Source organism: Streptomyces sp. NPDC017448 (assembly GCF_044330565.1).
Classification (GTDB): domain Bacteria; phylum Actinomycetota; class Actinomycetes; order Streptomycetales; family Streptomycetaceae; genus Streptomyces.
Window position 1 is genome coordinate 57,908 of sequence record NZ_JBIRLM010000018.1, and the last position, 23,207, is coordinate 81,114.

General features: G+C 68.1%; 19 protein-coding genes and 3 pseudogenes. 15 read left to right on the forward strand and 7 right to left on the reverse strand.

Annotated features, from left to right (window positions below):
• Positions 1-894: 894 nt before the first annotated feature.
• Entirely contained in the window at positions 895-1,428 is a 534-nt protein-coding gene (locus ACH4K1_RS25585; protein ID WP_398091806.1) for a GNAT family N-acetyltransferase, read from the forward strand.
• A gap of 180 nt (positions 1,429-1,608) precedes the next feature.
• Complete coding sequence (gene lepB, locus ACH4K1_RS25590; RefSeq protein ID WP_398091807.1) at positions 1,609-2,313, forward strand: signal peptidase I; 705 nt, start codon at positions 1,609-1,611, stop codon at positions 2,311-2,313.
• Positions 2,314-2,479: 166 nt separating this feature from the next.
• Here lepB and ACH4K1_RS25595 read toward each other — a convergent pair whose 3' ends face one another.
• Positions 2,480-2,890 carry a hypothetical protein gene (locus ACH4K1_RS25595; protein WP_398091808.1) on the reverse strand — a complete coding sequence of 137 codons (411 nt, stop codon included), beginning with the start codon at positions 2,888-2,890 and terminating at the stop codon, positions 2,480-2,482.
• Positions 2,891-3,335: 445 nt separating this feature from the next.
• Here ACH4K1_RS25595 and ACH4K1_RS25600 point away from each other — a divergent pair.
• The 3 genes and pseudogenes from ACH4K1_RS25600 to ACH4K1_RS25610 form a co-directional block, all read left to right on the forward strand.
• Positions 3,336-3,515 (forward strand): annotated as a pseudogene (locus tag ACH4K1_RS25600) (transposase); the annotation flags it as partial.
• 408 nt (positions 3,516-3,923) lie between these two features.
• Entirely contained in the window at positions 3,924-4,436 is a 513-nt protein-coding gene (locus tag ACH4K1_RS25605; RefSeq protein ID WP_398091809.1) for a hypothetical protein, read from the forward strand.
• A pseudogene (locus ACH4K1_RS25610) lies at positions 4,433-4,854 on the forward strand (transposase); the annotation flags it as partial. The gene ACH4K1_RS25605 and the pseudogene ACH4K1_RS25610, both read left to right, overlap by 4 nt.
• Here the strand turns inward: ACH4K1_RS25610 and ACH4K1_RS25615 are convergent.
• Positions 4,835-5,527, reverse strand: coding sequence for a transposase family protein (locus ACH4K1_RS25615; protein ID WP_398091962.1), 693 nt, complete (start codon positions 5,525-5,527; stop codon positions 4,835-4,837). The pseudogene ACH4K1_RS25610 and the gene ACH4K1_RS25615 sit on opposite strands and share 20 nt — an antisense overlap.
• Before the next feature lie 897 nt (positions 5,528-6,424).
• Here ACH4K1_RS25615 and ACH4K1_RS25620 point away from each other — a divergent pair.
• The 4 genes and pseudogenes from ACH4K1_RS25620 to ACH4K1_RS25635 all read left to right on the forward strand — a co-directional run bounded on the left by ACH4K1_RS25620 (position 6,425) and on the right by ACH4K1_RS25635 (position 11,938).
• Positions 6,425-9,742: an RHS repeat-associated core domain-containing protein gene (locus tag ACH4K1_RS25620; protein WP_398091810.1), complete on the forward strand. Its 3,318-nt coding sequence runs from the start codon at positions 6,425-6,427 to the stop codon at positions 9,740-9,742.
• Between the two features lie 60 nt (positions 9,743-9,802).
• Positions 9,803-10,018: a hypothetical protein gene (locus tag ACH4K1_RS25625; protein WP_398091811.1), complete on the forward strand. Its 216-nt coding sequence runs from the start codon at positions 9,803-9,805 to the stop codon at positions 10,016-10,018.
• Between the two features lie 655 nt (positions 10,019-10,673).
• A complete protein-coding gene (locus tag ACH4K1_RS25630) occupies positions 10,674-11,051 on the forward strand; it encodes a hypothetical protein (protein WP_398091812.1) in 378 nt (125 codons plus the stop codon).
• Between the two features lie 137 nt (positions 11,052-11,188).
• Positions 11,189-11,938: pseudogene (locus ACH4K1_RS25635) on the forward strand (transposase family protein).
• Between the two features lie 29 nt (positions 11,939-11,967).
• On the opposite strand, the gene ACH4K1_RS25640 reads toward ACH4K1_RS25635, so the two are convergent.
• Together ACH4K1_RS25640 and ACH4K1_RS25645 are read right to left on the reverse strand one after the other, a co-directional pair.
• The gene (locus ACH4K1_RS25640; RefSeq protein ID WP_398091813.1) at positions 11,968-13,158 is read right to left on the reverse strand and encodes an aminotransferase class V-fold PLP-dependent enzyme; all 1,191 of its coding nucleotides are present in this window, start codon (positions 13,156-13,158) and stop codon (positions 11,968-11,970) included.
• Between the two features lie 82 nt (positions 13,159-13,240).
• Positions 13,241-13,969, reverse strand: a complete 729-nt coding sequence (locus tag ACH4K1_RS25645; protein WP_398091814.1) for a haloacid dehalogenase type II — start codon at positions 13,967-13,969, stop codon at positions 13,241-13,243.
• A gap of 321 nt (positions 13,970-14,290) precedes the next feature.
• On the opposite strand from ACH4K1_RS25645, the gene ACH4K1_RS25650 reads away from it, so the two are divergent.
• Entirely contained in the window at positions 14,291-14,836 is a 546-nt protein-coding gene (locus ACH4K1_RS25650; protein ID WP_228988767.1) for a TetR/AcrR family transcriptional regulator, read from the forward strand.
• Between the two features lie 30 nt (positions 14,837-14,866).
• Here the strand turns inward: ACH4K1_RS25650 and ACH4K1_RS25655 are convergent, their stop codons facing one another.
• The 3 genes from ACH4K1_RS25655 to ACH4K1_RS25665 are packed head-to-tail and all read right to left on the reverse strand — an operon-like array spanning position 14,867 to position 17,467.
• Positions 14,867-16,393 (reverse strand): helix-turn-helix domain-containing protein, encoded by a 1,527-nt coding sequence (locus tag ACH4K1_RS25655; RefSeq protein ID WP_398091815.1) that lies wholly within the window; start codon positions 16,391-16,393, stop codon positions 14,867-14,869.
• On the reverse strand, positions 16,323-16,898 hold the full coding sequence (locus ACH4K1_RS25660) for a cupin (RefSeq protein ID WP_398091816.1): 576 nt from the start codon (positions 16,896-16,898) through the stop codon (positions 16,323-16,325). Before ACH4K1_RS25660 ends, ACH4K1_RS25655 begins: the two co-directional genes overlap by 71 nt.
• Positions 16,895-17,467 carry a class II aldolase/adducin family protein gene (locus ACH4K1_RS25665; RefSeq protein WP_398091964.1) on the reverse strand — a complete coding sequence of 191 codons (573 nt, stop codon included), beginning with the start codon at positions 17,465-17,467 and terminating at the stop codon, positions 16,895-16,897. Before ACH4K1_RS25665 ends, ACH4K1_RS25660 begins: the two co-directional genes overlap by 4 nt.
• Before the next feature lie 541 nt (positions 17,468-18,008).
• On the opposite strand from ACH4K1_RS25665, the gene ACH4K1_RS25670 reads away from it, so the two are divergent.
• The 5 genes from ACH4K1_RS25670 to metK all read left to right on the forward strand — a co-directional run bounded on the left by ACH4K1_RS25670 (position 18,009) and on the right by metK (position 23,050).
• Positions 18,009-18,995 carry a class I SAM-dependent methyltransferase gene (locus ACH4K1_RS25670; RefSeq protein WP_398091817.1) on the forward strand — a complete coding sequence of 329 codons (987 nt, stop codon included), beginning with the start codon at positions 18,009-18,011 and terminating at the stop codon, positions 18,993-18,995.
• Between the two features lie 78 nt (positions 18,996-19,073).
• Entirely contained in the window at positions 19,074-20,072 is a 999-nt protein-coding gene (locus ACH4K1_RS25675) for a PLP-dependent cysteine synthase family protein (protein ID WP_398091818.1), read from the forward strand.
• Positions 20,072-21,079 carry a DMT family transporter gene (locus tag ACH4K1_RS25680; RefSeq protein ID WP_398091820.1) on the forward strand — a complete coding sequence of 336 codons (1,008 nt, stop codon included), beginning with the start codon at positions 20,072-20,074 and terminating at the stop codon, positions 21,077-21,079. Before ACH4K1_RS25675 ends, ACH4K1_RS25680 begins: the two co-directional genes overlap by 1 nt.
• Positions 21,080-21,146: 67 nt before the next feature.
• Entirely contained in the window at positions 21,147-21,794 is a 648-nt protein-coding gene (locus tag ACH4K1_RS25685) for a class I SAM-dependent DNA methyltransferase (protein WP_398091821.1), read from the forward strand.
• Positions 21,795-21,838: 44 nt separating this feature from the next.
• Positions 21,839-23,050 carry a methionine adenosyltransferase gene (gene metK, locus ACH4K1_RS25690; protein ID WP_398091822.1) on the forward strand — a complete coding sequence of 404 codons (1,212 nt, stop codon included), beginning with the start codon at positions 21,839-21,841 and terminating at the stop codon, positions 23,048-23,050.
• Positions 23,051-23,207 lie beyond the last annotated feature (157 nt).

Below are 23,207 nucleotides of genomic sequence, written 5' to 3' on the forward strand. Positions count from 1 at the left end.
CACGTCCGGGCCGGGAGCCACCACCACACGCGAACGATGGAAAGCGGATCGTAACGATCAAGGAGGCTTACATCAATAGGGACCTGTGCCGGTGCGAGCGGGAGAGGGCGGGTTCGACGCCGGGGCACGCAGGGAGCAGGCGGCTACGGAAGGGGGCGGGACGCTGCGGACGGCTCGACAAGTTCGGTCCGCAGACCCAGACGGACCCTCCGGAATGAAGCATTCCAAGTTTTGGTCGTGAAGCCGCGTGCCGCTGCCCGGCCCTTCTTCGCCTTCGTCGGCATAGCCACGACCCTCATCTGCCACCGCCGCCCCCACGGGTGAGGAGGCCCCTCCACGGGGGTGCACTCCACGATGATGGATCGTGTGAACAGAACTGATGAGTCCGACGCCGTCGTGGCCCACTTGCGGCAGGAACACAGGCGTGCGCCGTTCCCTGCCGGACTGGCCGGTGCGGGCCGGGCCGGCGATCGCCCGGCAGGTCTCGTCGTAGTACTCGCGGCGTCCGATGCGGCGCTGAAGGGGGGGCGCCCCTGCTTGTACTCCGCGTTGGCGTGCTCGACACGGATTCGCTCGGAGGCCTGCTTTTTCCGCGCCTCCTCCCCGGCGGCAACCTCTTCAGGCGGGGCGTCCTTCTTCGGCGTGAGCGGTGGGGCTTCGACTCGATCGGGGGACTGCCTGGCCGGTCCCCGGCGGCCCGCGTCGACCTTGGTCTTCACCTACGGGTGCTGCTCGAACAGGCTGCAGACAACCTCGGCTTCGAGTGCAGTTCGATCATGCATACGGCCAGGCCGGAAGGCGCCCGTCCTGGTGACAGCGGCGGCTGCGTGTGGGGGGAGAGGGAGCGTGCCTCAGTTCACAGACGTCAGCCGAGTGGGCCGAGAGAATGCGGGCATGGAGATCACCACCGCCGGGGCGACCGATGCCGATGCCGTCGCCGAACTGCACACGGCCAGCTGGCGAGCGGCGTACGCGACCTTGTTCCCCGCGCAGTACCTGGACGGTCCGCTGCTCGCCGAACGCCGACAGGTGTGGCGGGCGCGGCTGGCCGATCCCGTCCCGGGCGCGGCGCTGTTCCTGGTCGTGGAAACCCGAGTGCTGCTCGGCTTCGTCTACCTCGAACCGCAGCCGGACGGCCGGATCCTGCTCGACAACCTGCATGCCCGTCCCGGCGACACCGGGCGCGGGTTGGGCAGTCGGCTTCTCCAGCATGCCCTGGCCTGGTCCACCACCGCCCACCCCGGCCACGACGTCTACCTCGAGGTCCTGCAGGGCAACACCCGCGCGGTCGCGTTCTACGAACGCCACGGAGGCCGCCGTACCGCGTCCCGTATCTGCCGCTTCGACCAGGGATTCGAGCTTCCCGAGTTCGAGTACACCTGGTCCGCCACCGTCCCGGCACCGACACGGTCGCCGGCACATCGCTGAGCGTGGCCCCGCCGCACGCCTCCGCCGGTGAACCGCCCCAGCCTACCGCCGGGTACACGCCCTCCGGCCTCCGAGCCGCACGTACTGGCCCACCTCGATCGCGCACCACGTCGTTAGGGTGGGCCACCGGATCCGTTCCCCAGGAGCGGACGGATGGTACGCGGGGCGAGGAGCGGTGCAATGGGGCGTGCGGGTACACGGCGGTCGAGAGCGCGGAAGAACCGGCCGTTCTGGGTGGAGCTGCCGCTCCTCGTCGCTCTCGCCCTGGTGCTGGCCCTGCTCATCAAGACGTTCCTGCTGCAGGCGTTCTCCATCCCCTCGAACTCCATGCAGAACACCCTGCAGAAGGGCGACCGGGTCCTCGTCGACAAACTGACCCCCTGGTTCGGGTCGGAGCCCGAGCGCGGTGAGGTGGTCGTCTTCCACGATCCGGCCGATTGGCTCGCGGGCGTGCCCGTGGACGAGCCCAACACCGCGCAGAAGATGTTGAGTTTCATCGGCGTGATGCCCTCCGCAGAGGAGAAGGACCTCATCAAGCGGGTCATCGGCGTGGGCGGCGACACCGTGGAGTGCGCGGGGGAGGGGCCGGTCAAGGTCAACGGCGCCGCGCTGGACGAGCCGTACGTCTTCCCCGGCAACACCCCGTGCAGCGACGACGAGGACGGCGGCCGGTTCAAGGTCACCGTCCCCGAAGGAAAGATCTGGGTGATGGGGGACCACCGTCAGGCGTCCGCCGACTCCCGCTACCACCAGGACGACCCCGACAAGGGGATGGTCCCGGTCGACGAGGTCGTGGGCCGGGCCGTGGTCGTCGCCTGGCCGCTCGGCCGCTGGAGCACCCTGCCGGTCCCCGGGGCCTTCGAGAACGTGCCGGCCGAACGGTAGGGCCCGCCCCCGCCTCGTGGTTGTGGGAAGACCGGGGCGGAAAAGCCCCTGAGGCCTTGTCCTGGTACCCCCGCTGTAGATCGTGATCTTGTACCTTGAGGCGGCGAGGGGCGAGCGCGCGCTTCCTGAGGGGGAACGTCTCGACGTGGACGGAGGGGCCGTAGCGTTACCTGTTCTCGCATGCCTGAGCTGTGAATTCCGCCATGGAGACGGTGATGGGGGATGGGCCGCCGCTGAACGAGCTGCTGCGGTAGCGGACCTTTCCCGGAACAAGCCGGTCCCGGTCGGCCAGGGTGAAGGAGATGCCGCTCGCTGACCACGAGTTGTCCTTGGTCCAGCCGTACAGTACGTAGTTCGTCTTGGCGGTGAGTGGAGCGAGGGGCCTGGTTGCGGTCCAGCCGGCGGCAGGAGAATCGAGGGGCCAGGTGGAGACCCCCGGCGTGAGGGGGCGGTCGGCGGTCCACGAGCCGACCCTCACCTGCTTGTTGACGTCGTCACTGCTCACGTAGAGGGTCGCGCCATCGATGTGGTGTCCACAGACCATGATGACGCCGAGCAGATGGCCGTCGGCAGTCACGGAGACACCGGCGACGGCGTCGGAGGGAACGGTGCATCCTGAGGTTGCGGCCACGGCCGCGCAGACCGCGACGGCGCCGACGGAGCGCCGGAACACCGGCCGTGAAGTGGTCGACCACATGTTCGTCCCCCTACTGTCCGGGGTGCGCGTGGGACCCCTCCCCGGACAGTAGGGGGTGAGTGGCGTCTGGTCGCGGTAGCGCCGCCCACCCGTTACGCGCTTGTTGTTGCCTCGTGGTCGTTCGGTTGAGTCAGCCTCATGACGGCACCGACATCCGACCCCTTCTGCCTGACGGCCGACGGCATGGGAAACCACTGCGAGCACCGTTGACCACCGGGGTGTGAAGACAGAAGATCAGGCGGCGGCCGCAGGTGAGAACATCGATCCTGCCCGGTGGCAGGAAACGTTCGGGGTCCTGATGGGCCGTATCGCGGGCCGGTTCGTCCTGAGGAAGGGCACGCGCATGGCTGGCGTGCAGCGCCAGTGCACCGGCACCGCCGGACGCGTCGAGAACAGTCAGGTCGCCGTCTACCTTGCCTGCTCCGCCCCGCTCGGAGATGCGGCGATCGACCGGGAACTGCATGTCCCGCGTCGCGGGACCGAGGATGCGGCCCGCTGCCGCGCCGACGAACACGCCCGCCGCCCCAGGCCGGACGGGCTGATACCGCCCCCTTGCGACGAGACTCGGCGCCTTTCATCGCGCTTGTCGCCCAGCCTGTCCACGACGCGGCCCACCGGCTCGCCTGGTCCCCCTGGCACCGCCGCCACCAGGCTCGATCCCAGCCCGGTCACTATCAGCGACAAGCCGCTCAGGCATGAAGACCGCGATCCGCAGCCGGAGTACTGGGCGGTGTATCGAAAACGCCCTTCATGGTGCTTGCCGACGGTTGACGGGCCGTGGTGGAGACGTGGGTTGCAAGGGTGACGCCCACTGGAAGCACAGAGTTGGACACGTTCAACAGGTCTGGCAAGGTATCTCTCCATGGCCGCTCCTACTCGGTTGGCCGATACGGGCTGAGGGTGGGAGATCCTGGTGGCGGGCGGAAGCAAACGATGGATGCAGGGGGTTGTCCTCGGTGTCCTGATGGTGGTTTCGGCGTCTCTGACCGCGTGCGCCGGCCCCTATCAGTACTACGAGGGAACAGGGCTCCACGACGCCACGGTGGCCGAAGCCACCGGAAGCTGGGAGAACACCGAGGGAACCCGCGTGGTGCTCCGTAAAGACGGAACGGCCCTTCTCGAAAAGCTCGACGGTCAGGACTTCGATTTCGAGGACGGCTGGCGCCTCTCCGGTACGGGAACCTGGCAACTGAACGACGACGAGGACGGACAGGTCGTCCGGCTCGCGCTGACGACCCGGACGCGAGTCGAGAGACGTCTTCCTGCGGCAGCGGGGACAGACTCCTCGGCTTCGGAGCCCCCCTCGACATACTCGTGGTTCTTCTCTGTGGACCGCGATCGGCACGACGGGCTGGTGCTGTTCTTCATGTACGGCGACCCGGACGTGGGGAACATGTATGTGATGACGCGCGAGACAGGCTCATAGCCATTGATCTTGTTCCCGACGAACTGTGGGATCGCATAGCTCCGTTGCTGCCACCGCGACAGGAACGTCGGCGCCGATACCCCGGCCGTCTTCCCGTGGCTGACCGGACGGCTCAAAGGGTGGACCACGTCAGGCTTCGTCGGTCGACCGTGGGCGGCCCGGATCCAAGCATCACGTGATCGTGGACCGCCAGGGGATACCGCTCGCGGTCTCGCTGACCGGCGGAAACCGTCACGACGTCACGCAGTTGATTCCACTCCTCGACGCGATCCCTCACATAGGCGGATTGCGGGGCCGCCCGCGGAACCGTCCCAAGTGGATGGTCGCTGATCGCGGCTACGACTTCGGCAAGTACCGCAGACCGCTGTGGAAACGCGGCATCAAGCCATTGAGCTTCTTCAGCGGTGACGCTCCAGGGTGAGCAGGGCTTCGGCGATTGGCGTCAAGCGGGTCGGGCTGCAACGAGACCTGCGGAAGATGCGCCGGGGCTTCAGTCGTGCGACACCGCGTTCGACCGGCGCCCGTGCTTCGGCCAGGGCCCGGTTGAGGGTTTTCTCGGTGGAGGTGAGGCCCTGCTGGGGTCCGCGTTTGATGCCCGTGGTCACCCGGGGGCCGGCGCCCTGGTAGGCGAGATCGGCCAGGATGAGGGCGCCCTGGTGTTCGCAGATGCGGACGATGCGGTGGGTGCGGGCGGCGGTCAGGTCGTGGGTGCGGCCCGGCAGTGCGGGTGACAGCCACAGCGGCCGGCCCTGCGGATCGGTGACGGCCTGCACGTTCACGTCGTGGCGGCGGTGCTTGTGGGAGTAGTCGGCCCGGCCGTCGCCGTCCCGGTCGCACTCGGCGAGCGTGCCGTCCAGCAGGGCGAGATCGGGATCGGTCTCGCGCAGAACCTTCAGCAGGCCCGGAGCGCGTTCGGCGAGCAGGTCGATGACCGCGCTGGTGCAGGCGTGGGCGGTGGACTGGCTGATCCCGAACCCGGCAGCGATCTTCGCCAGGGTGGTGTGCTCCCGCAGGTACACCAGTGCCGCCATCGCACGCTGCGACGGACGGAGCTTGCAGCGCCGGTCACCCTCGCGGGTGACGACGAGCATGGTCACCCACCCCACGAGCGCATGCGGCAGGTCGAGTGAGGCACGATAGCTGACCAACGGGGCTCCCGAGCAGCGTTGTTGGGGCGTCAGATATCTCGATCAACAACTCGGGGGTCTTGTTCGTTGTGCTGCGCAGGCCATCACCCGATCGGTAGCCACCTCGAAGAAGCTCACTCAGCCGAATCGGCGCCTGCAGGCCTGTCAGCAGCGGACGGGGCGCGATGTTGGCGTCAACCCGGATCACCGTTCCTCCCGGTCAAGGGCCTGTTCTTCCTTGCGTTGATGCACCCGGCCAAACCGGCCCGGCTCGACAAGCACCAGAAGTGGCACTACCGGCGCCACCTCCTCCTGAAAAGAATTTCTTGCCCTCGTAGGGGTGGGTCAGTGACCGTTCGGCGTACAGGAATTGAGCTGCCTCGTAGCCCGCGGGGGTCGTAGCAGAGGAGGTCGCCGTCAACTGGACCGACTGCTTCACCGGCTCGTCCGTCCCGGCTTCGTTTCCGCCTGCTCGCCGAGATTCCGCAGAACTCTTTGCACTCTTTGGCCCGTTCTCGAGTTCGCAGCGAACAGCTTCGGCAGGAACGGTCGGTTTTCGGCCCCGTTTTGTTGACGTCGAAATAGTTGCCACAAGGCAAGATGAAGTGTCTCGGCATGGCATCTGCGGAGGATTCGGGCGGGCAAGATGGCTTGCTCTGGCTCGTTTACCCGTTTGCGACCGTGTAAGTGTTCGTGTCGCGTGAAGGGCTCGTGGCAGCGTGTGCGGCTCCGGTGAGCGCAGCGTTCACCGTGTCTACGTATCCCGTGGGGGATCACATGGATCCGCGTGCATCCGGCACGCCGTTTCGGCGTGCCCGTACATCGCGCACTTCTCGCAGAAGCGCTTTAACAGCGGCCCTGGTGGTGGCCGCTCTGGGGGCTTCCGCGCTGCCGGCGCTGGCCGCGCCGGGCGGTGACCCGGCTTCGGCAGCGGTCTCGGCCTGGGGTAAGAAGGCTGATCCGCAGTCCATACCGCCGGTCAAGGTCGGTGCCAACAAGCCGCCGGCCAACAAGGCGGCGTCCGCTCCGTCGGCGGCGGAGACCGCTTGGCGGGCCGCGCAGAAGGAGCGGAGCCGGACCGGGGACAGTGCCTCGTCGCCAGCGGGACGTTCGTCGGCCGGTGTTCGCAGTTGGGTGCCGCGCGGGCAGGGGGCGGTTCCCTGGCACGAGATCTCCGACGTCAGGGTCACCGACTCGCTGGTGGCGCGGATTGACCTGTCGAACGGCAACCTGATGCTTGCCGCCACCGATTTCGAGGTCGCCGGGGTGGGGCAGAAGCTGCGGCTTGCCCGCACCTACAACTCGCTGGACGCCCCTTGGGGCAAGGTGTCACAGCGGTGGTGGCAGGAGTACGAGCGCTACCTCGACCTCTACACGAACGAAGCGGTGCTCTTCGATGCCACCGGGGACGCGGCATCCTTCACGAAGAACGCCGACGGTACCTTCAGCACGCCGAAGGGGTACTCCAAGGACCTGACGAAGAACGCGGACGGCACGTACACGCTGACCAACCGCAAGTCCGGGTCCAAGGACACCTACGACCAGTACGGCACGCTGACGAAGGTCACCGACCGCAACAAGGGCGCCATCACCGTCACCCAGCACGACGAGGGCGACGAGCACAGGGGCTTCAAACTGACCGAGACCCGGTCGGGCCGCTGGGTGGACCTCCTCAAGACCTACCCGAACCAGTGGCAGGCCAAGGACCACACCGGCCGCACCGCCGTCTTCGACCTCAACACGGCGGGTGACCTGGCGAGGACGACCGACACCGAGGGCAAGGCCACCCACTTCGGCTACGACTCCTCCCGCCGCCTCACGAAGATCACCACCCCCAAGGGCCGGGTGACGGTCTTCACCTACGACGCCGAGAACCGGGTCACCTCGATGCTCCGGGCCACCGAGCTCAACGGCTCCGGCCACACCGGCCCCACCTGGACCTACGCCTACTCCGCCACCTCGCACGACGCCGCCGGCACCACCACCGTCACCGACCCCGAGAACAACGCGACGAAGTACGAGCACGACGCGGACGGGCAGGTGGAGAAGGTCACCGACGCCCTCGAACAGACGCGGTCCAAGAAGTACGACGCGAACCGGAACGTGGAGCAGGCCACCGACGCCATGGGCACCGGTGGTACGGGCGGCAATGTCACCACGTACGGCTGGGACTCCCGCAACAACCTGACCGGCTCCACGCTCCCGACCGGGGCCAGCGCGACGGTGACGGGGTATCAGTCGATCGCGGGCGCGGACCTGCCGGGAACGCTGACGACGGCCGACGACGAGAAGACCGAGTACACCTACGACACGGCGGGCAACACCAAGTCCGTCGCCGTCCAGGGCACGGGCGGCGGCAACCGGTCCTTCGACTACAACCCCGCAAGCCCCACCTGCGGCGGCTTCGAGGGCCAGGTCTGCAAGGTCACCACGAAGATGACGGCCTCGAAGTCGGTCGCCACCACCTTCACCTACGACGCCACGGGCAACCTGAAGACGGTCAAGGCCCCGACGCCGCTGGGCACGACCACCTACACCTACGACGACCTGGGCCGGGTCTCCTCGGCGAAGGACGCTCGCGGCATCACCATCACCTACACCTACGACCACCGGGACCGGGTGAAGAAGGTCGACTCCTCCAACTACCAGGCCGTCACCTACGAGTACGACGGTGACGGCAACCTCACCCTGCGCTCCGACGGCACCGGCGTGATCAGGTACGACTTCGACCCGCTCTCCCGCGAAACGGTCCGCACCCTCCAGAACGGGTCACAGACAGTCCTGGCCTACACCCCGGCGGGCAACGTCGACACCTACCAGGACCCCGCCGGCCTGACCGACTACACCTGGAACAAGGTCAACAAGCTCAAGGAGCTGAAGGACCCCAAGGGCAAGATCACCACGTACGCGTACAACAAGAACGACGTCCGGACCAAGACCACGTACCCCGGCGACACGGTCCAGGAAGTCACGCCGGACAAGTCAGGCCGCCCGGAGAAGATCAAGGCCACCAGCCCCAAGGGCCCCCTGGTCGACCTCGCCTACACCTATGCCCGCCAGGACGGCAAGGACGGCGGCAAGATCCGCACCACGACGGACGCGGTCGCGGGTACGAAGACGAGCTACGAGTACGACAGCGCGGGCCGCTTCTCCTACGCGGCGGAGAACAAGGGCTCAACGCTCAACTCCTCCTGGCAGTACTGCTACGACCTCGCCGGCAACCTCACCTCCCAGGGCGTGGACAAGGGCTGCCCGCGCGGCACCACCTACACCGTCAACGACGCCCAGCAGATCACCGCGAAGAACGGCTCCACAACGAACTGGTCCTACGACAAGATCGGCAACGAGACCGCCGCCGCCTCCACCCCCGAGACCACCCGCACCGGCATCACGTGGTCCGACCACTCCCAGATGACGTCGATCACCACCGGCGGCAAGACCCACGCGGGCCAGTACGGCTCCACCGACCAGTCCGAACGCATCAAGCTCGGCGACACCTTCTTCCACAACGGCCCCCTCGGCCTCTCCGCCACCTCAACGGCCGGAGTGGACACCGGATTCAACCGCGAACCCGGGGGCACGCTGAACTCCATGACCCGCGGGGGGAAGAACCACTACTACCTGACCGACGCCCTCGGCTCGGTGGTCGCCCTGGCCGACGAGTCCGGCACGGAGGTCAACACGTACGCCTACAGCCCGCGCGGCGTCCAGCGCGCCGGCACGAGTGAGCAGGCGCCGCAGCCGTACCGCTTCGCCGGCGGCTACCAGGACCCGACCGAGCTGTACCACTTCGCGGCCCGGTACTACGACCCCAACATCGGCCGCTTCACCACCCCCGACCCCTCCGGCCAGGAAAAGAACCCCTACCTCTACGCCGAAGGCGACCCCGTCAACCGCATCGACCCCACCGGCCTCCTCAGCCTCGGTGGTGTCGCGGATGCTCTCGGCCCTATTGGCGACGTCGCCACCGGAGCGGTCCACGTGGCCCAGGGAGACACCAAAGCTCTGTGGGGCGATGTCGCAGGCGTGGTTGCCGGTGGCGTGGCGGGAGCCTTGTGCGGAGCGGCAGTAGCCGCAAGCGTCGGTCCCACTCTCGGAGGATCTCTGGGTGCTACGGCGGGTTGCTACGCAATCTCATGGAGCGCAGGACAAATAGCGTCCAACGCTGTCAGCGGATAATCAGTCTCCGGGCGGGAGAGGGAAATACCCCTCTCCCGCCCGGAACCGGAAGGAGATCACATGTCCGAGCCACATGTCGGATGGACAATGGAACAGCGGGCCGCCGTTAAGCGCTATGTTCAGTTCGCGGCCGTCTTCGCAGTTCTGGGTGTAGCTTTTTCGATCTTCCTGATCATCTCGGGAAATAGCGGAGGATGGGCGCTTCTGGGAATCCTTGCCTGTATCTCAGTGGTGGGATATTTCTTCATCCAGAAGGGGAAGGGCGGGCGGGCCTGATATCAGTAGGTACGGAAGGTGTTACCTATCGTGAAAATCGAGAAGCGCCAGCCCGTCCTTTCGCGAACGCCCTGAGTGTCACCCTCGGCTCGTCGGCTTTCCGCTCCTCCGGCCAGGAGAAGAACCCCTGCCTCTACGCCGAAGGCGACCCCGTCAACCGCATCGACCCCACCGGACTGCTCTCGTGGGATGACATAAAGAAGGGCGGGAAAAAGTTCCTCAGGGGGGCAAGCCGACGCCTGCGTGGGTCGCTCTCCGCTACACCTCCAATTCGCTGACTGACGGAGGCTCCGAGGATGGAACAGTAGAGGGCGAGTTGTCGGACTTGCGAGACTGTGCAGATCCGACCAGCGACTTCCAAGGTGACTAAGAAGCAAGAGGAGTCTTTCATGTGAGCGGCCAGAAGGTCGTTCAGTACATGCTGTGGGGACTGCTCATCGTCACCGCGATCGCGGTAGGGATGATGACCGCCGATTAGCGATCGCATCACGCTGAGAGCCGACATACACGCCGAAGGTCGTCCTGGGCCCGTCACTCAAGCTTGGTGACGGGCCCAAGCGATAGGGCGTCCCGCCTCCGCACTGAGTTTGTTCTCTACCCTTTCAATCGTGTCCGCCTCGCGACCACCCTCATTCACACCATCCTCGCCGCAGTCGTGCCCGAGCTCGCCGGACGCATACAGGCGACGGCGTTCGACGCGGAGAGCCGCCGCCTGAACGTCGCTCCCGACGCCCCGGCGGTGGGCACGAAGCTGCGCTGGAGCGCGCTGAAGCTGGTCGCGGCGGCCAACGAGCGGGTGCGAGGCGCGAACGTCCGCGTCCTGCACGTCCTGGCGCCCGCCCCCGTAAAGGCCGGCCCCGCCGCGCCGATGCCGCGCGCGGATCCGCCGGAGGGCTACCGCGAGGCCATCGCCGCTCACCGCGCCACCTGGACCCGGCAGCCGCACACCAACCCCGCCATCCAGGCCGCCGCCGAACGGCAACTCCGCGAACGGCTCCGCGAGCCCCAGGAGAACTTCGCCGACGGCCGCTAGTGACCTGAGTCGGAGCTTTCAGCGTGGCCGCCGATCGGGTGACGGCGGCGAGCCCGGGGTGAGGGCCGCGACGCACAAGGCTCCCGTGCCGTTGGGGGAGGTGTTCGAAGCCTCAACCCACCGGCACAGAAGCCTCGTTGGTTCCCCATCCTGCCGCACTCGACCTTCCGCATGCCCTGGTCGAGTGGGTCACCATGCTCATCGTCACCCGCGAGGGTGACCGCAGGTGCAAACTCCCGCCCCACCAGCGTGCGCTCGTCGCTCTGGTGTACCTGCGCCACCACGACACACTCACCCGGATCGCGGCCGGCTTCGGGATATCCGTCGGCACCGCCCACGCATACGTCACCGCCGTCACCGGCCTGCTCGCCGACCGGGCGCCGGGCCTGCTCAAGACTCCGCGCGAGCACGATCCGGACTTCGTCCTCCTGGACGGGACCCTCGGCGAGTGCGACCGCGTCGGCGACAGCCGGGCGGACTACTAGGCCAAGCACCGCCGGCACGGCGTGAACGTCCAGGTCGTCACCGACCCCGCGGGCGAGATCCTGTGGATCTCGCCCGCGCTGCCCGGCCGTACCCACGATCTGACCGCGGCCCGCACCCATCGCATCATCCAGACCTGCGAGCGTCAGGGCGTCCCGGTCCTCACCGACCGCGCATACCAGGGCGCCGGCCCCTGGGTCACCACCGGACTCAAACGACCACCGGGTGGTGAGCTCACCCTCACCCAGCGCACCGTCAACCGGGCTCTGGCCGCAGCCCGGGCACCAGTCGAACGCGGCATGGCACGGCTGAAGTCCTGGCAGATCTTCCGCAGATCCCGCACCAGCCCGAACCGCATGACCGTCCTCACCAAAGCCGTCCTCACCCTGGAGAGACAACGCTGAAAACGCTCAGTGAGGGAGATGGGCCCTCGTCACCGTGGCGGCCTGCCCGCCGGGGCGAGTTCGGTGAGGGCCCCGACAGCACGGTCGATCTCGGCCTCGGTGTTGTAGTAGTGGGGTGAGAGCCGCACCAGCGGGTGGACGTCCCGGTTCTCGGTGTCGAACTGGGTCTGCGCCGGGTTCGTGACGCTGACGTTGATGCCCTGGGCGGCCAGGGCGGCCGCGGTGTCGGCCGCGGCCATGCCATCGACTTTGCAGGTGACGATGGCGCACCGCCGCGCGCCGAGATCATGGGTGTTGACGCCGGGAACGGCGTCGAGACCGTCGCGCAGACGTGCGCCGAGGGCGAGGGCGCGCCGCCCGATTTCATCGATGCCGAGGTCCATAGCCTGCTGGACGGCGGTGCCGAGACCCAGCGTGTTGGCGTAGCTGACCTCCCAGGTCTCGAAACGCCGGGCGCCGTCGTGCCAGGTGAAACCGCGCCCGCCGTCCCAGGTGGCCGAGGCCGTCTCCGCCACGTACGGCTCCAGACGGCCGAGCGCCTCGGGGTGGACCCACAGGAAGCCCGTGCCGCGCGGGCCGCGCAGGAACTTGCGGCCCGTGGCGGTGAGCATGTCGCAGCCCAGCTCCGCGACGTCCACGGGGAACTGCCCGACCGACTGGGTGGCGTCGAGGAGGAAGGGAACGCCGGCGGCACGGGTGACGCGTCCGATCTCGGCGACCGGGTTGACCAGGCCGCCGCTGGTCGGCACGTGGGTGACGCCCACCAGCTTGCAGCGGTCGTCGATCAGGTTCGCCAGGGCGGTGGTATCGAGCTGACCGGACGCGTCGTCGGGGACGACAACGACCTCGGCACCGGTACGCCGGGCTGTCTGCAGATAGGCCAGAACATTGCTGCCGTACTCGGAACGGCCGGTGAGGATGCGGTCGCCCGGCTTGAACTTCATGGAGTGGAACGCGGCGTTCCAGGCGTGGGTGGCGTTGTCGAAGAGCGCGATCTCGTCCGCCCGGCCGCCCACCAGCCGGGCGATGTGCTCGTGGACGGCGTCGATCCGTTCGCGTTCCTGATCGGCGGCCTCGTAGCCGCCGATCGCGGCCTCCAGTTCCAGATGGGAGGTCACGGTCCGGAGCGTGCCCCGGGACAGCAGACCCGCGCCCGCGTTGTTGAGGTGGAGCCGGTTCGCGGTGCCCGGGGTGTCCCGGCGTAACGCTTCGATGTCCATACTCCCCATCCCGATTCCCGTCCGGTGCGGCGCCGTTTCGGCTCACGGCTCCTGGGCGCCCTCCTAGTGGATCACGGCGCGGTCACCGCGGTCGAGGGTGCGGTCCGTCCGCCCTCGACGCGAACGGGGCCAGTTCGGCTGCCAGTTCCTCCAAATCGTCCGCCCGCCAGTCGAAGGTGTCGGTGTCCTTCGGCGGGTCTCCGCCGGGGCGGTGCACATAGGCCGTGCGCATGCCCAGGGCCTGGGCGCCTCGGAGATCCCAAGCGTGGGCGGCGATCATCACCGTACGCTCCGGCGGGCAGGCCGCGGTGTCCAGGGCGAGCTGGTAGACCGCTTTCAGCGGCTTGAACGCGCGGGCGTCCTCCGCTGAGAGCGCCTGGTGCCAGCGCAGCCCGGTGTGGGCGTTGAGGCGGAGCAGATCCGCGCGGGCGGCGTTCGTGAGACCGATGACCGGGAACAGGCGCGCGAACGCGGCGAGGCCGGTAACGGAGTCCTCCCAAGGGGCCAGGCGCTGGGAGGCCGTGGCGAGACGCCGCAGGGCATCGGGGTCCGTGAGCCCGGTATCGCCGGCCACGCGCTCGACGGCCTCCCTATCCAGGACCGTGGAGTTCGCGTAGGGCCGTTCGCCGTTCGCGATACGACGTTGTTCATGGGCGACGTGCTCCTCCCAGCTGGCGAGCAGCCGGTCGGCGGCCGCCTCGCCCGCGGAGGGGAACGCTTCACGGATCGCGGTCCGCAGCCCGCCCGGCTGATCGACCATCGTGCCGAGGACGTCGAAGACGGCGACCTCGATCCTGCTTGCCGGAGTCATCGACCCGCCCCTTTCCGTGCCCGGGCGTCGCGCTACGCGATCGCCGTCCCCGGCAGGCTGGCCTGTCGGCGGGCACAGAGACGCGATGGGGCCGATCGAGGGCGTGTCCTTGGGCGGGCGGGGCCGCGGGGACGGGGGCGTCCTGCCGGGCAAGGCGGGTCCGTGAAGGACCACCGTCGAGGCACCCGCGTTCGATTCCTGCCTTGCGGACGCTATCGTCTGTATACCGCTGGGTGTACCGTTGACCAGGTGACCATCAGTAGTGAAACCCACGCGACGAGGACAAAGCGTCGGGGTGCCCACCACCTGACGCCGGCCGGCGTGAAAGTCCTCGAAACGGCCTCCCGGCTCTTCTACGATCTCGGGATCCGGGCCGTCGGCGTGGAGGCGATCGCGGAGCAGGCGGGCGTCACGAAGAAGACGCTCTACGACTGCTTCGGCTCCAAGGACGATCTCATCGTCGCTTATCTCCAGGCCCGGGACGGCCTGTGGAGGTCCATGCTGGTGAAGCACGTCAACGGCCATGAGGGGCCGCCGGGTGAGCGGATTCTCGCCACCTTCGGTGCACTGCAGGAGTGGTCGACCGAGCGGAACAAGCGGGGGTGCGCCTTCATCAACGCGTCGGTGGAACTGGCTGAGGACCACCCGGCCCGGGAGGTCGCACGGCATCAGAAGGCGTGGTTCCTCGGCTTTCTGGAGGACCTCGCGCGGGAGGGCGGTGCTCAGGCGCCCGGTGATCTGGCCGCCCAGGTGCTCATCCTGCACGAGGGAGCCTGCATCGCGGGTCCCATGGGTTCGGTGGACCAGGCCGTGCGTCGGGCGGAAGAGGTGGCGGCCGTTCTCATCGAGCGGTCGCTCGCCGCCTGACGCCGGGCACCAAGCGCTGGGATGAGCGCTTCAGGCGACGAGGGCCGCCTCGGTCTCTGCCCGGTCCTCCCCCTGTGCGGTTGCGGTCCCGCCGTCCAGTTGCCGGCAGAGGTCCGCCGCGTAGACGCGTAGGAGATCGTGCATCAGGTAGTGGCGCTCGTCCTGCTGCTGGATCAGATGAGCGCTCGCCAGATCGCGCAGCAGCCGTACGGCCTCGGCGTGGCTGACCCCCGCGGTGACCGCAGTGGCCGCGACGTCGATCACCTGGCCGGGCAGCAGCCCCAGCAGCCGGAATATCCGTGCGCTCGGCTCGTCGAGGGTCCGGTAGGACGCGTCGAACGTATGGCGCAGGGTCACGTCCCCTTCGGCGAGGGCCAGCCGGGCTTGCTCCGCCTTGAGTTCCGCGGCCAGCCGGTCGGCGCTGGGGTGCTGGCAGCTCACGATGTTCTCCGCCGCCAGCACCAGGGCCAGGGGCAGCCGCCCACACCGTTCCGCCAGCACCGTCAGTGCGGCGGGGTCGGCGTCCGCGCGCGCGTCCCCGATCATGGCCCGGAGTAGCATGGCGGCCTCCGGGCGGCACAGTTCCGTCATTGGCAGGGTGGCCGCGTCCACCTTGGACAGCAGACCAGGAAGGCGCGAACGGCTGGTCACCACGACGGCGCTGCCCGGCGAGCCGGGCAGCAGATGGTGCACCTGCTGGGCGTCGGCGGCGTTGTCCAGGACCAGCAGCACCTCGCGCCCGTGCAGATAGGAGCGGAAGGCGGCGGCCCGCTGATGCAAGTCGGCCGGCAGACGCTCGCCGGGCACCCCCACCGCGTGGAGCAGATGCCCCAGGACGTCGAACGGGTCGGCTGCCTCTCCCGGTTCGGGGCCTTCGAGGTCGACGAACAGCTGCCCGTCGGCGAAGCGGCCGTCACAGACCGCCTGGTGTGCCCACTGGACGGCCAGGGCGGTCTTGCCGACGCCCGGCGGACCGTTGATCACCGCGACGGGCACGGCGAGGGACCGGTCGTCCCCGAGCCACTGGCTCAGCTGCTTCAAATGACGCCGCCTTCCTGTGAAGAAGCGCTTGGCCACCGGGAGTTGGGCTGGATGAACCCATCCGGGGCTCGGCCGGGAGACGGCTTCGAGCGCCGTCGCGATGGCGGTGAACCTGCTCCCGGAGTCCAGCACCCGGTCGCAGGCCGCTCCGAGAACCACCGACGGCGTGCGCTTGCCGTTCTCCACCTTGCTGAGATGCCCTCGGTTGAAGTGCACCAGGCCGGCCAACTGCGTGAGCGAGAGCCCGCGCCGCTCGCGGTGGGCCCGGAGCAGGTGGCCGAACGTCCCTGGCGAGTCGGCACCGCACGGACAGTCCGGACCGCTTGGTTCCGGTCGGCTTCCTGCGCTGTCCTGCACTGAATTCCGTAACACTGCGAACTCCCTGAAGTCGTAGGACCGCGCCGTGGCTCCTGAGAGGCGCAGGTCGGCCGAGTGGTACTGCCGCTCAGGGCAGCGCCAGCAGATCGTCGAGCGTCGGGAACCGGGCGGCGATGTCGCCCGGGGGGAATCGGACACCGGGCTGGTCGCGCGCTCGGAGGAAGCGGACAGACGTGTAGCGGGGGCTCGCGCCGGCGTCGAACCAGTGCCCCGTACGGCTGGGCACCGAAAGCAGGTCACCGGCCGTGCAGACCAGTGCGTAGACCTGGCCCGCGGCATGAAGGTAATGACAGCCGGTACCCGCCACCAGAAAGCGCACCATGTCCTCCTCGTGCAGATGCCGCCGACGGAACTTCTCGCGGTTCGCCCGTGACCTCTGCGGCCCGGGACCGGCCGACGCGGGGGTGAGGCGTCTGATGTCGACGGCCTGGTAGCCGTTCTCGGCGCTCACGTGGTCAATATGGCTCCGGTAGGCGTTCAGAATCGTCGCGTCATCTGCGTCGACGGGAATCCGCCGGGCGGCGCGCCACCGGGAGAAACGCACCCCGACCCCCAGCAGTTGGGTACGTATGACCTCCGGGTCCTCCGACCGCAGCTGCACCGCGCCGGGGTCGCAGGCCGACATGACCTGTAACAACGTCACCAGGCCTTCCCCTCGGCCTCCTCGGGGCCGGCGGCGGGCGCCGACCGCAGGACGCGACCGAGTCCCCTGATCCGCTCCAGTCCGGACAGCGCTTCGTCCGGGCTCCGGCCCCAGGTGAAGACGGCCGAACCACCGAACAGCACGGCGGCCACGGGGCCGGAGAGGTCGATGAGCTTCTCCAGGTCGGCCACGTCGTCACGCCTGGACGCGCTCCGCCGGCCGGGGGCGACCGCCAGCACCGTCGCGCCGACGGAAGGGGTTGCGCCGACCGCCTCCGCGAGAGCCACGGTGGTGGGTTCGCGCGTGTGGATCACGGCACCACCGCCCGGAAGCTGCCGGTGAATCGCGAGATGTGCCGGGGTCTCGGGGGGCGGCCAGGCGAGCTCCCCGAGCAGGGGCAGCCCCTCCTCCGGGTCGATCAGCACGGCGTTCCGATCGGTCCGCGGCGATTCCCCGCTCTCTTCGCAGGTCGAGATGACGACGGCCTCACTCGATCGCATCGAGACACAGCCGGAAGCCTGTCCCGGCGGATCGGACCGGTCCAGCGACCGACAAGCGAGCAGCACCATTTCACGGTGCCGTTCGACTTCCTCGTGGACCCGTACGGGCTTCACGGACTCCCCCTCGCTGTCATGGCGGTGATGTCCAGGGACCGTTCAGGCGCCTGGCCGGACACCGGAACTGGCACGCACGCACCCAGAGCGAGGAGCAGCGACTATACCAACCGGTATAGCTACAAGCTAGGGAGTCGCTTCTCGCCGTGTCAACGGCGCCCCGGCGGATGGCCGGAAAGAGCCTCCGGCGGCCGATCCGACCGATTCCCCTGCCCCTGGCGTGCGGGGAAGTGCAGATGTGGGTGTTCGCGGCGGACAGCGCTCCGCGGGTATGGCCTCCATCTGTTCGCGGGCGGTTCGGTGGTGCTGCTGTTGCCAGTCGAGTGGCAACAGAGTTGCCCTGTACGCGGATTGCGGGGCGGTGCAACAGTGAGTACGCCTTCATGGGAGGAGAAATGTCTCGCAGGGGCGCTATCCGGTGCACCAAGCATTTCTCTGGGCGCCGACCAGAATTCTTTGTACCGCCAGAGCTTTTGCCATGCCGAAGGAGGCTGAGATGAGTTCACGTATCGACACCACGGAACTGGTTGTGTCCCCGAGCGAGTTCTTCCAGATCGGAAAGACAGAACGGATCCGGTCATCCGTGGAGATCACGCTGTCGGATCACTCCTACCTTCCGAAGGCGGACGATCCGCGAGCGGACTGGGTCGCCAGCGTCGCCGTGCCCGCGTTCAAGACCCTTGCCCGGATGGGCTTCCTCGCCCCGAAGTTCTGCACCATCGGCACCGGGGCCGGCCTGGACGTCCTGGCCGCCGTGGAGATCCTCCACTCGCAGTCGGTCGGCTTCACGGACCTGCACGAGGACGTTCTCGAGCACGCGCGGCAGAACATCCGCGGCAACCTCCTCGCCCAGGACATCGAACTGATCGGAGGCGCCGGGGACATCCTCGCGCCGCTCGCCGGCAAGGTCGCGCAGGTAGACGTCGTCTACGAAAACCTCCCCAACATCCCTATGGCGGGCACCGGCGACCTCGACGACGGCCAGACGAGTTCGACGTTCATCGAGGAGCGGCGTGAGGAGATCCCCGGCTTCGCCGAGAAGAACCTGGTCACCCTGCACTACCTCGCCCTGCAGCAGGCGCACCCCATCCTCCGGGTCGGAGGCCGGGTGCTCTCGTCGATCGGGGCGCGTGTGCCACTGTCGGAGATCCTGGCGCTGTCCAGTGCCGCCGGATACAACGGCGGCATCCTGACCTACACCTGGAAGATCCAGTCCGAACCCCTGGACGTCGTCGGGGGCTACGCCCGGTGGGAGCGGGAAGGGCTCGGCCCGTTCCACTTCTACCCGGTCGACGTCCTGCGAGAGGTTTTCGCCGGTCTCACGGTGGCGGCCGCCGGTGCGCAGGCCCTCCAGCTGGAGAAGGAACTCGCGCCTCACGAGATATCGGCGGTAGACGCCTTCACCCGGGTGGAAAAGGGCGAGAAGGTCGGTCACACCGTGGCCATCCTCGACTCCGTGAAAATCCCTGATTCCGCTCTCTGATCACGGAGCGCACCGACCGGCCGTCCACCGGCCCGCTATCCCGTCATCTTCCTGACGCCGCTGATGTAAGGACTCCGAATGAATGTTCAGTCGGTCATCGGCAGAACACCTCTGGTGGAACTGACCACGTTCGATGTTCCCGTCGGCGTTCGCCTTTTCGCCAAGCTCGAATTCTTGAATCCGAGCGGCAGCATCAAGGACCGCATGGTCAGTCACATACTGGCCGACGCCGAGCGCCGCGGCCTGCTCCGACCGGGCGGGACGATCGTCGAGAACACCTCGGGGAACACGGGCGCGGCGATCGCGATGATGGCGGCCACACGGGGGTACCGCGCCATCCTCACGATGCCGGACAAGGTCAGCGACGAGAAGCGGGACGCCCTGCGTGCCATGGGCGCCGAGGTCATCGTCTGCCCGACCTCGGCCGCTCCCGGCTCGGCGAAGCACTACGTGACCTGCGCCCGGCGCATCCACGCCGAGACACCGGGCTCGTTCATGCTGAACCAGTACGACAACCCCCTCAACGCCGAGGCCCACTTCCGTTCCACGGGTCCGGAGATCCGGGAGGCGCTCGGCGACTCCGTGACGGCGTTCGTCGCCGCGGGCAGCACCGGCGGGACGATCTCCGGGATCTCCCGCTGTCTGAAGGAACAAAACCCAGACGTCACCTCGGTGTTGCTGGACCCGGTCGGCTCCGTCTACCACCGCTACTTCCACGACGGGGTGGTCGACCCCACCGAGATCGCCCCCTATTTCGTCGAGGGCGTCGGCGAGGATCACCTGGCCGAGTGCATGGACTTCTCGCTCATTGACGACGTCCTTCGGTTCTCCGACGCCGACGCATTCGCCACGTGCCACCACCTGGCCCGGCGCGAGGGCCTCGTCTGCGGTGGGACGGCCGGCGCCAACGTCTGGGGCGCCGTACGCGTGGCCCGCTCGCTGAAGGGGCCGGCCGTCGTCGTCACCGTGCTCCCGGACAGCGGGAGCAAGTACATGTCAAAGATCTACAACCCGAACTGGCTGAAGGAAAACGGATTCAGCGCCGGGGACACCGCCGAACGGAGAAGCGCTCTGTAATGGGAAGCACGCCGAAGAATGTCATCGCCGCACTGACGGCTGCCCTCCTGTGGGCTTTCGCCTTCGTCGCCCCGGCCGCAGTGCGCCCCGCGAGTGAACTGCTCCTGGTGACCGGACGCTACTCCCTGTTCGGCCTCTGCGGACTCTACGTCCTGTGGAGGGGCCGGGAGCAGCTGAAGCTGATGCCCGTGCGGAGAGTCTTCTTCGGCCTGTGGATCGGTTTCGTCGGCTACTTCATCTTCTACATCTGCGTCTCGTATTCGGCGACCATGGACAGCGGATTCATCACGGCCGTCGTCGTCGGATCGTCGCCGATCACCATCGCGGTGGCCGGGAACTTCGCCGAGAAGCGCATGCCCTGGCGCGAGCTGATCGCTCCCGTGGTCCTGATCATCATGGGTCTGGGGCTCCTCAGCGTCTCCGACCTCATCTCGGGGAAGGACCTCGAAGGCGTCAACGACTCGATCTTCGCGATCCTGCTCGCGATCGGCGCCATGCTGACCTGGTCCTACTTCGTGGTCCGCAACGCCCAGTCGCAGCGCACCTGGGAGATCAAGCCCGACCCCACCCTCTGGGCCGGACTCGTGGCCATGGGGGCCGGCGGCGCCTCGATGGTGCTGCTGCCCTTCGCCATCGCCTCGACTCCCCCCGAGACGTTCGAACCGTATCCGCTGTTCAAGATCATCGCGTGGTGTGTGTTCCTCGGAGTCATCGCCTCGTGGTGGGGGACCCTGATCTGGGTGAAGGCCGCACAGGGGATTCCCGTCCCCCTCGTCGGCCCGCTCCTCGCCACGGAGACCATCTTCGGAGCCATCCTCAGCCTTCCCGTGGAAAACCGCCTGCCCACCTGGTCGGAAGTGACCGGAGCACTGTTCGTCCTCGTGGGCATCGCCGTCTACATGCTCTTCGACGTGAAGAACTCCCGACTGCGTGTCCGGGACCGCCGGGACGCGGAAGGCGACGGCAACAAGAAGGCGGACGCGTCAGAAGTACCTGCCCCTACCTGAAGAATGCCGCCGAACGGTGACCACCGTGTCCACGTCCGTCGACCCGGCCTGACAGAGAGGCAATTCCATGAGCAGTTCCTTCACGAACATCAAGCAGTCGCACGTCTTCTTCGAGGACGCCCCCGGGCTGAAGAACTACTACGAAAACTGGGCGACGGGCTACGATGCGGACCTCGCCGACCAGAAATGGATCGCGCCGCGGGTCGCCGCGAACTTCGTGCACCTACTCGCCTCCGCCTACGGAACACCGCAGACCGAGATATTCGACGCCGGCTGCGGCACCGGCCTCGTCGGCAGCGTCCTCCGCACGCTGGGCACGTACGAGATCGACGGCGTCGACCTCTCCGAGAACATGGCCGCCGAGGCACGTAAGACCAACGCCTACCGCAAGGTCTACGGCGGTGTGGACCTCTCGGTGCCGGAGCGGGACGAGCGGCTGTCCCAGTACGGCATCGTCGTCAGCAGCGGGGTCTTCACCCTCGGCCACGTCCGGCCGCCGGCGCTGCTCACCCTGATCGAGTACGCCAGGCCCGGCGGGCTGATCCTGGTCTCCACCCGGGGCTCCTACGCCACGGAGACCGGCTTCGAGGAGTTCGCGCTGTCACCGGAGGTCGCCGCGCGCACCACGCTCCTGTTCAAGATGCCGGACGCCGGCTACATCGCCGAAGAGGGCGCCGACTACTGGGTGTTCCGCAAGAACGTCCCCACGTCGTAGCGACCGGCGCCACCGTCCCCATCCGCCATATCTCTGGAGCGCCCATGTCCCGCACCCTCTTCACCTCGGAGTCCGTGACCGAGGGGCACCCTGACAAGATCGCCGACCAGATAAGCGACACCGTTCTCGACGCACTGCTCAGCCGCGACCCCGCCGCACGCGTCGCGGTCGAGACACTGATCACCACCGGCCAGGTCCATGTCGCGGGGGAGGTGTCGACCACCGCCTACGTCGATATCGCGCACCTGGTGCGGCAGAAGATCATCGACATCGGGTACGACTCGTCCGCTAAGGGCTTCGACGGGGCGTCCTGCGGTGTGTCGGTGTCGATCGGCGCGCAGTCGCCGGATATCGCGCGGGGCGTCGACTCGGCGTACGAGAGGGGGGCGGAGGGCGAGCGGGACGAGCTCGGCGAACAGGGCGCGGGCGACCAGGGCCTGATGTTCGGATACGCGACCGTCGAGACGCCCACGCTCATGCCGCTTCCGATCGAGCTGGCGCACCGCCTCTCCCGGAGGCTGGCGGAGGTCCGCAAGGACGGCACTGTCCCCTATCTGCGACCGGACGGGAAGACCCAGGTCACCGTGGAGTACGTCGGGAGCCGCCCGGTCCGGCTCGACACCGTGGTGGTTTCCTCGCAGCACGCGGGCGACGTCGACCTGGACGGCGCTCTCACCCCCGACATCCGCGAGCACGTCGTCGAGCACGTGCTCACCGGACTGGCGGAGGACGGCATCAAGGTGGAGACGGACGACTACCGCCTCCTGACCAACCCGACCGGCCGTTTCGAGATCGGGGGCCCGATGGGGGACGCGGGCCTCACCGGACGCAAGATCATCATCGATACGTACGGGGGCATGGCCCGTCACGGTGGTGGCGCGTTCTCCGGTAAGGACCCCTCCAAGGTGGACCGTTCAGCGGCCTACGCGACGCGCTGGGTCGCCAAGAACATCGTCGCGGCGGGTCTCGCGACACGCTGCGAGATCCAGGTCGCCTACGCCATCGGAAAGGCCGAGCCGGTGGGGCTGCTGGTCGAGACCTTCGGCACGAATACGGTCGCCGTGTCCAGGATCGAGACAGCCGTCCGGCGGGTCTTCGACCTCCGTCCGGCCGCGATCATCCGGGATCTCGACCTGCTGCGGCCCATCTACGCCCGGACCGCCGCCTACGGCCACTTCGGTCGTGAGCTGGAGGAGTTCACCTGGGAACGCACCGACCGTGCCGACGCCCTGCGGGCGGCGGTCGCGGCCGGCTGAGGGCGCCGGCCCCGGCCCTCCCGTTCGTTCGGCCGGCGGTGCGCGGCTCCCCCCGGCCGCGCCCCCCCCGCCCCCCCCCCCCGCTCCCACCCCCCCCCCGGGCACCACCCGCCCTATAGTCGAGGTGCGCCCGCCCACCCTATAGCCCGCACCCGGG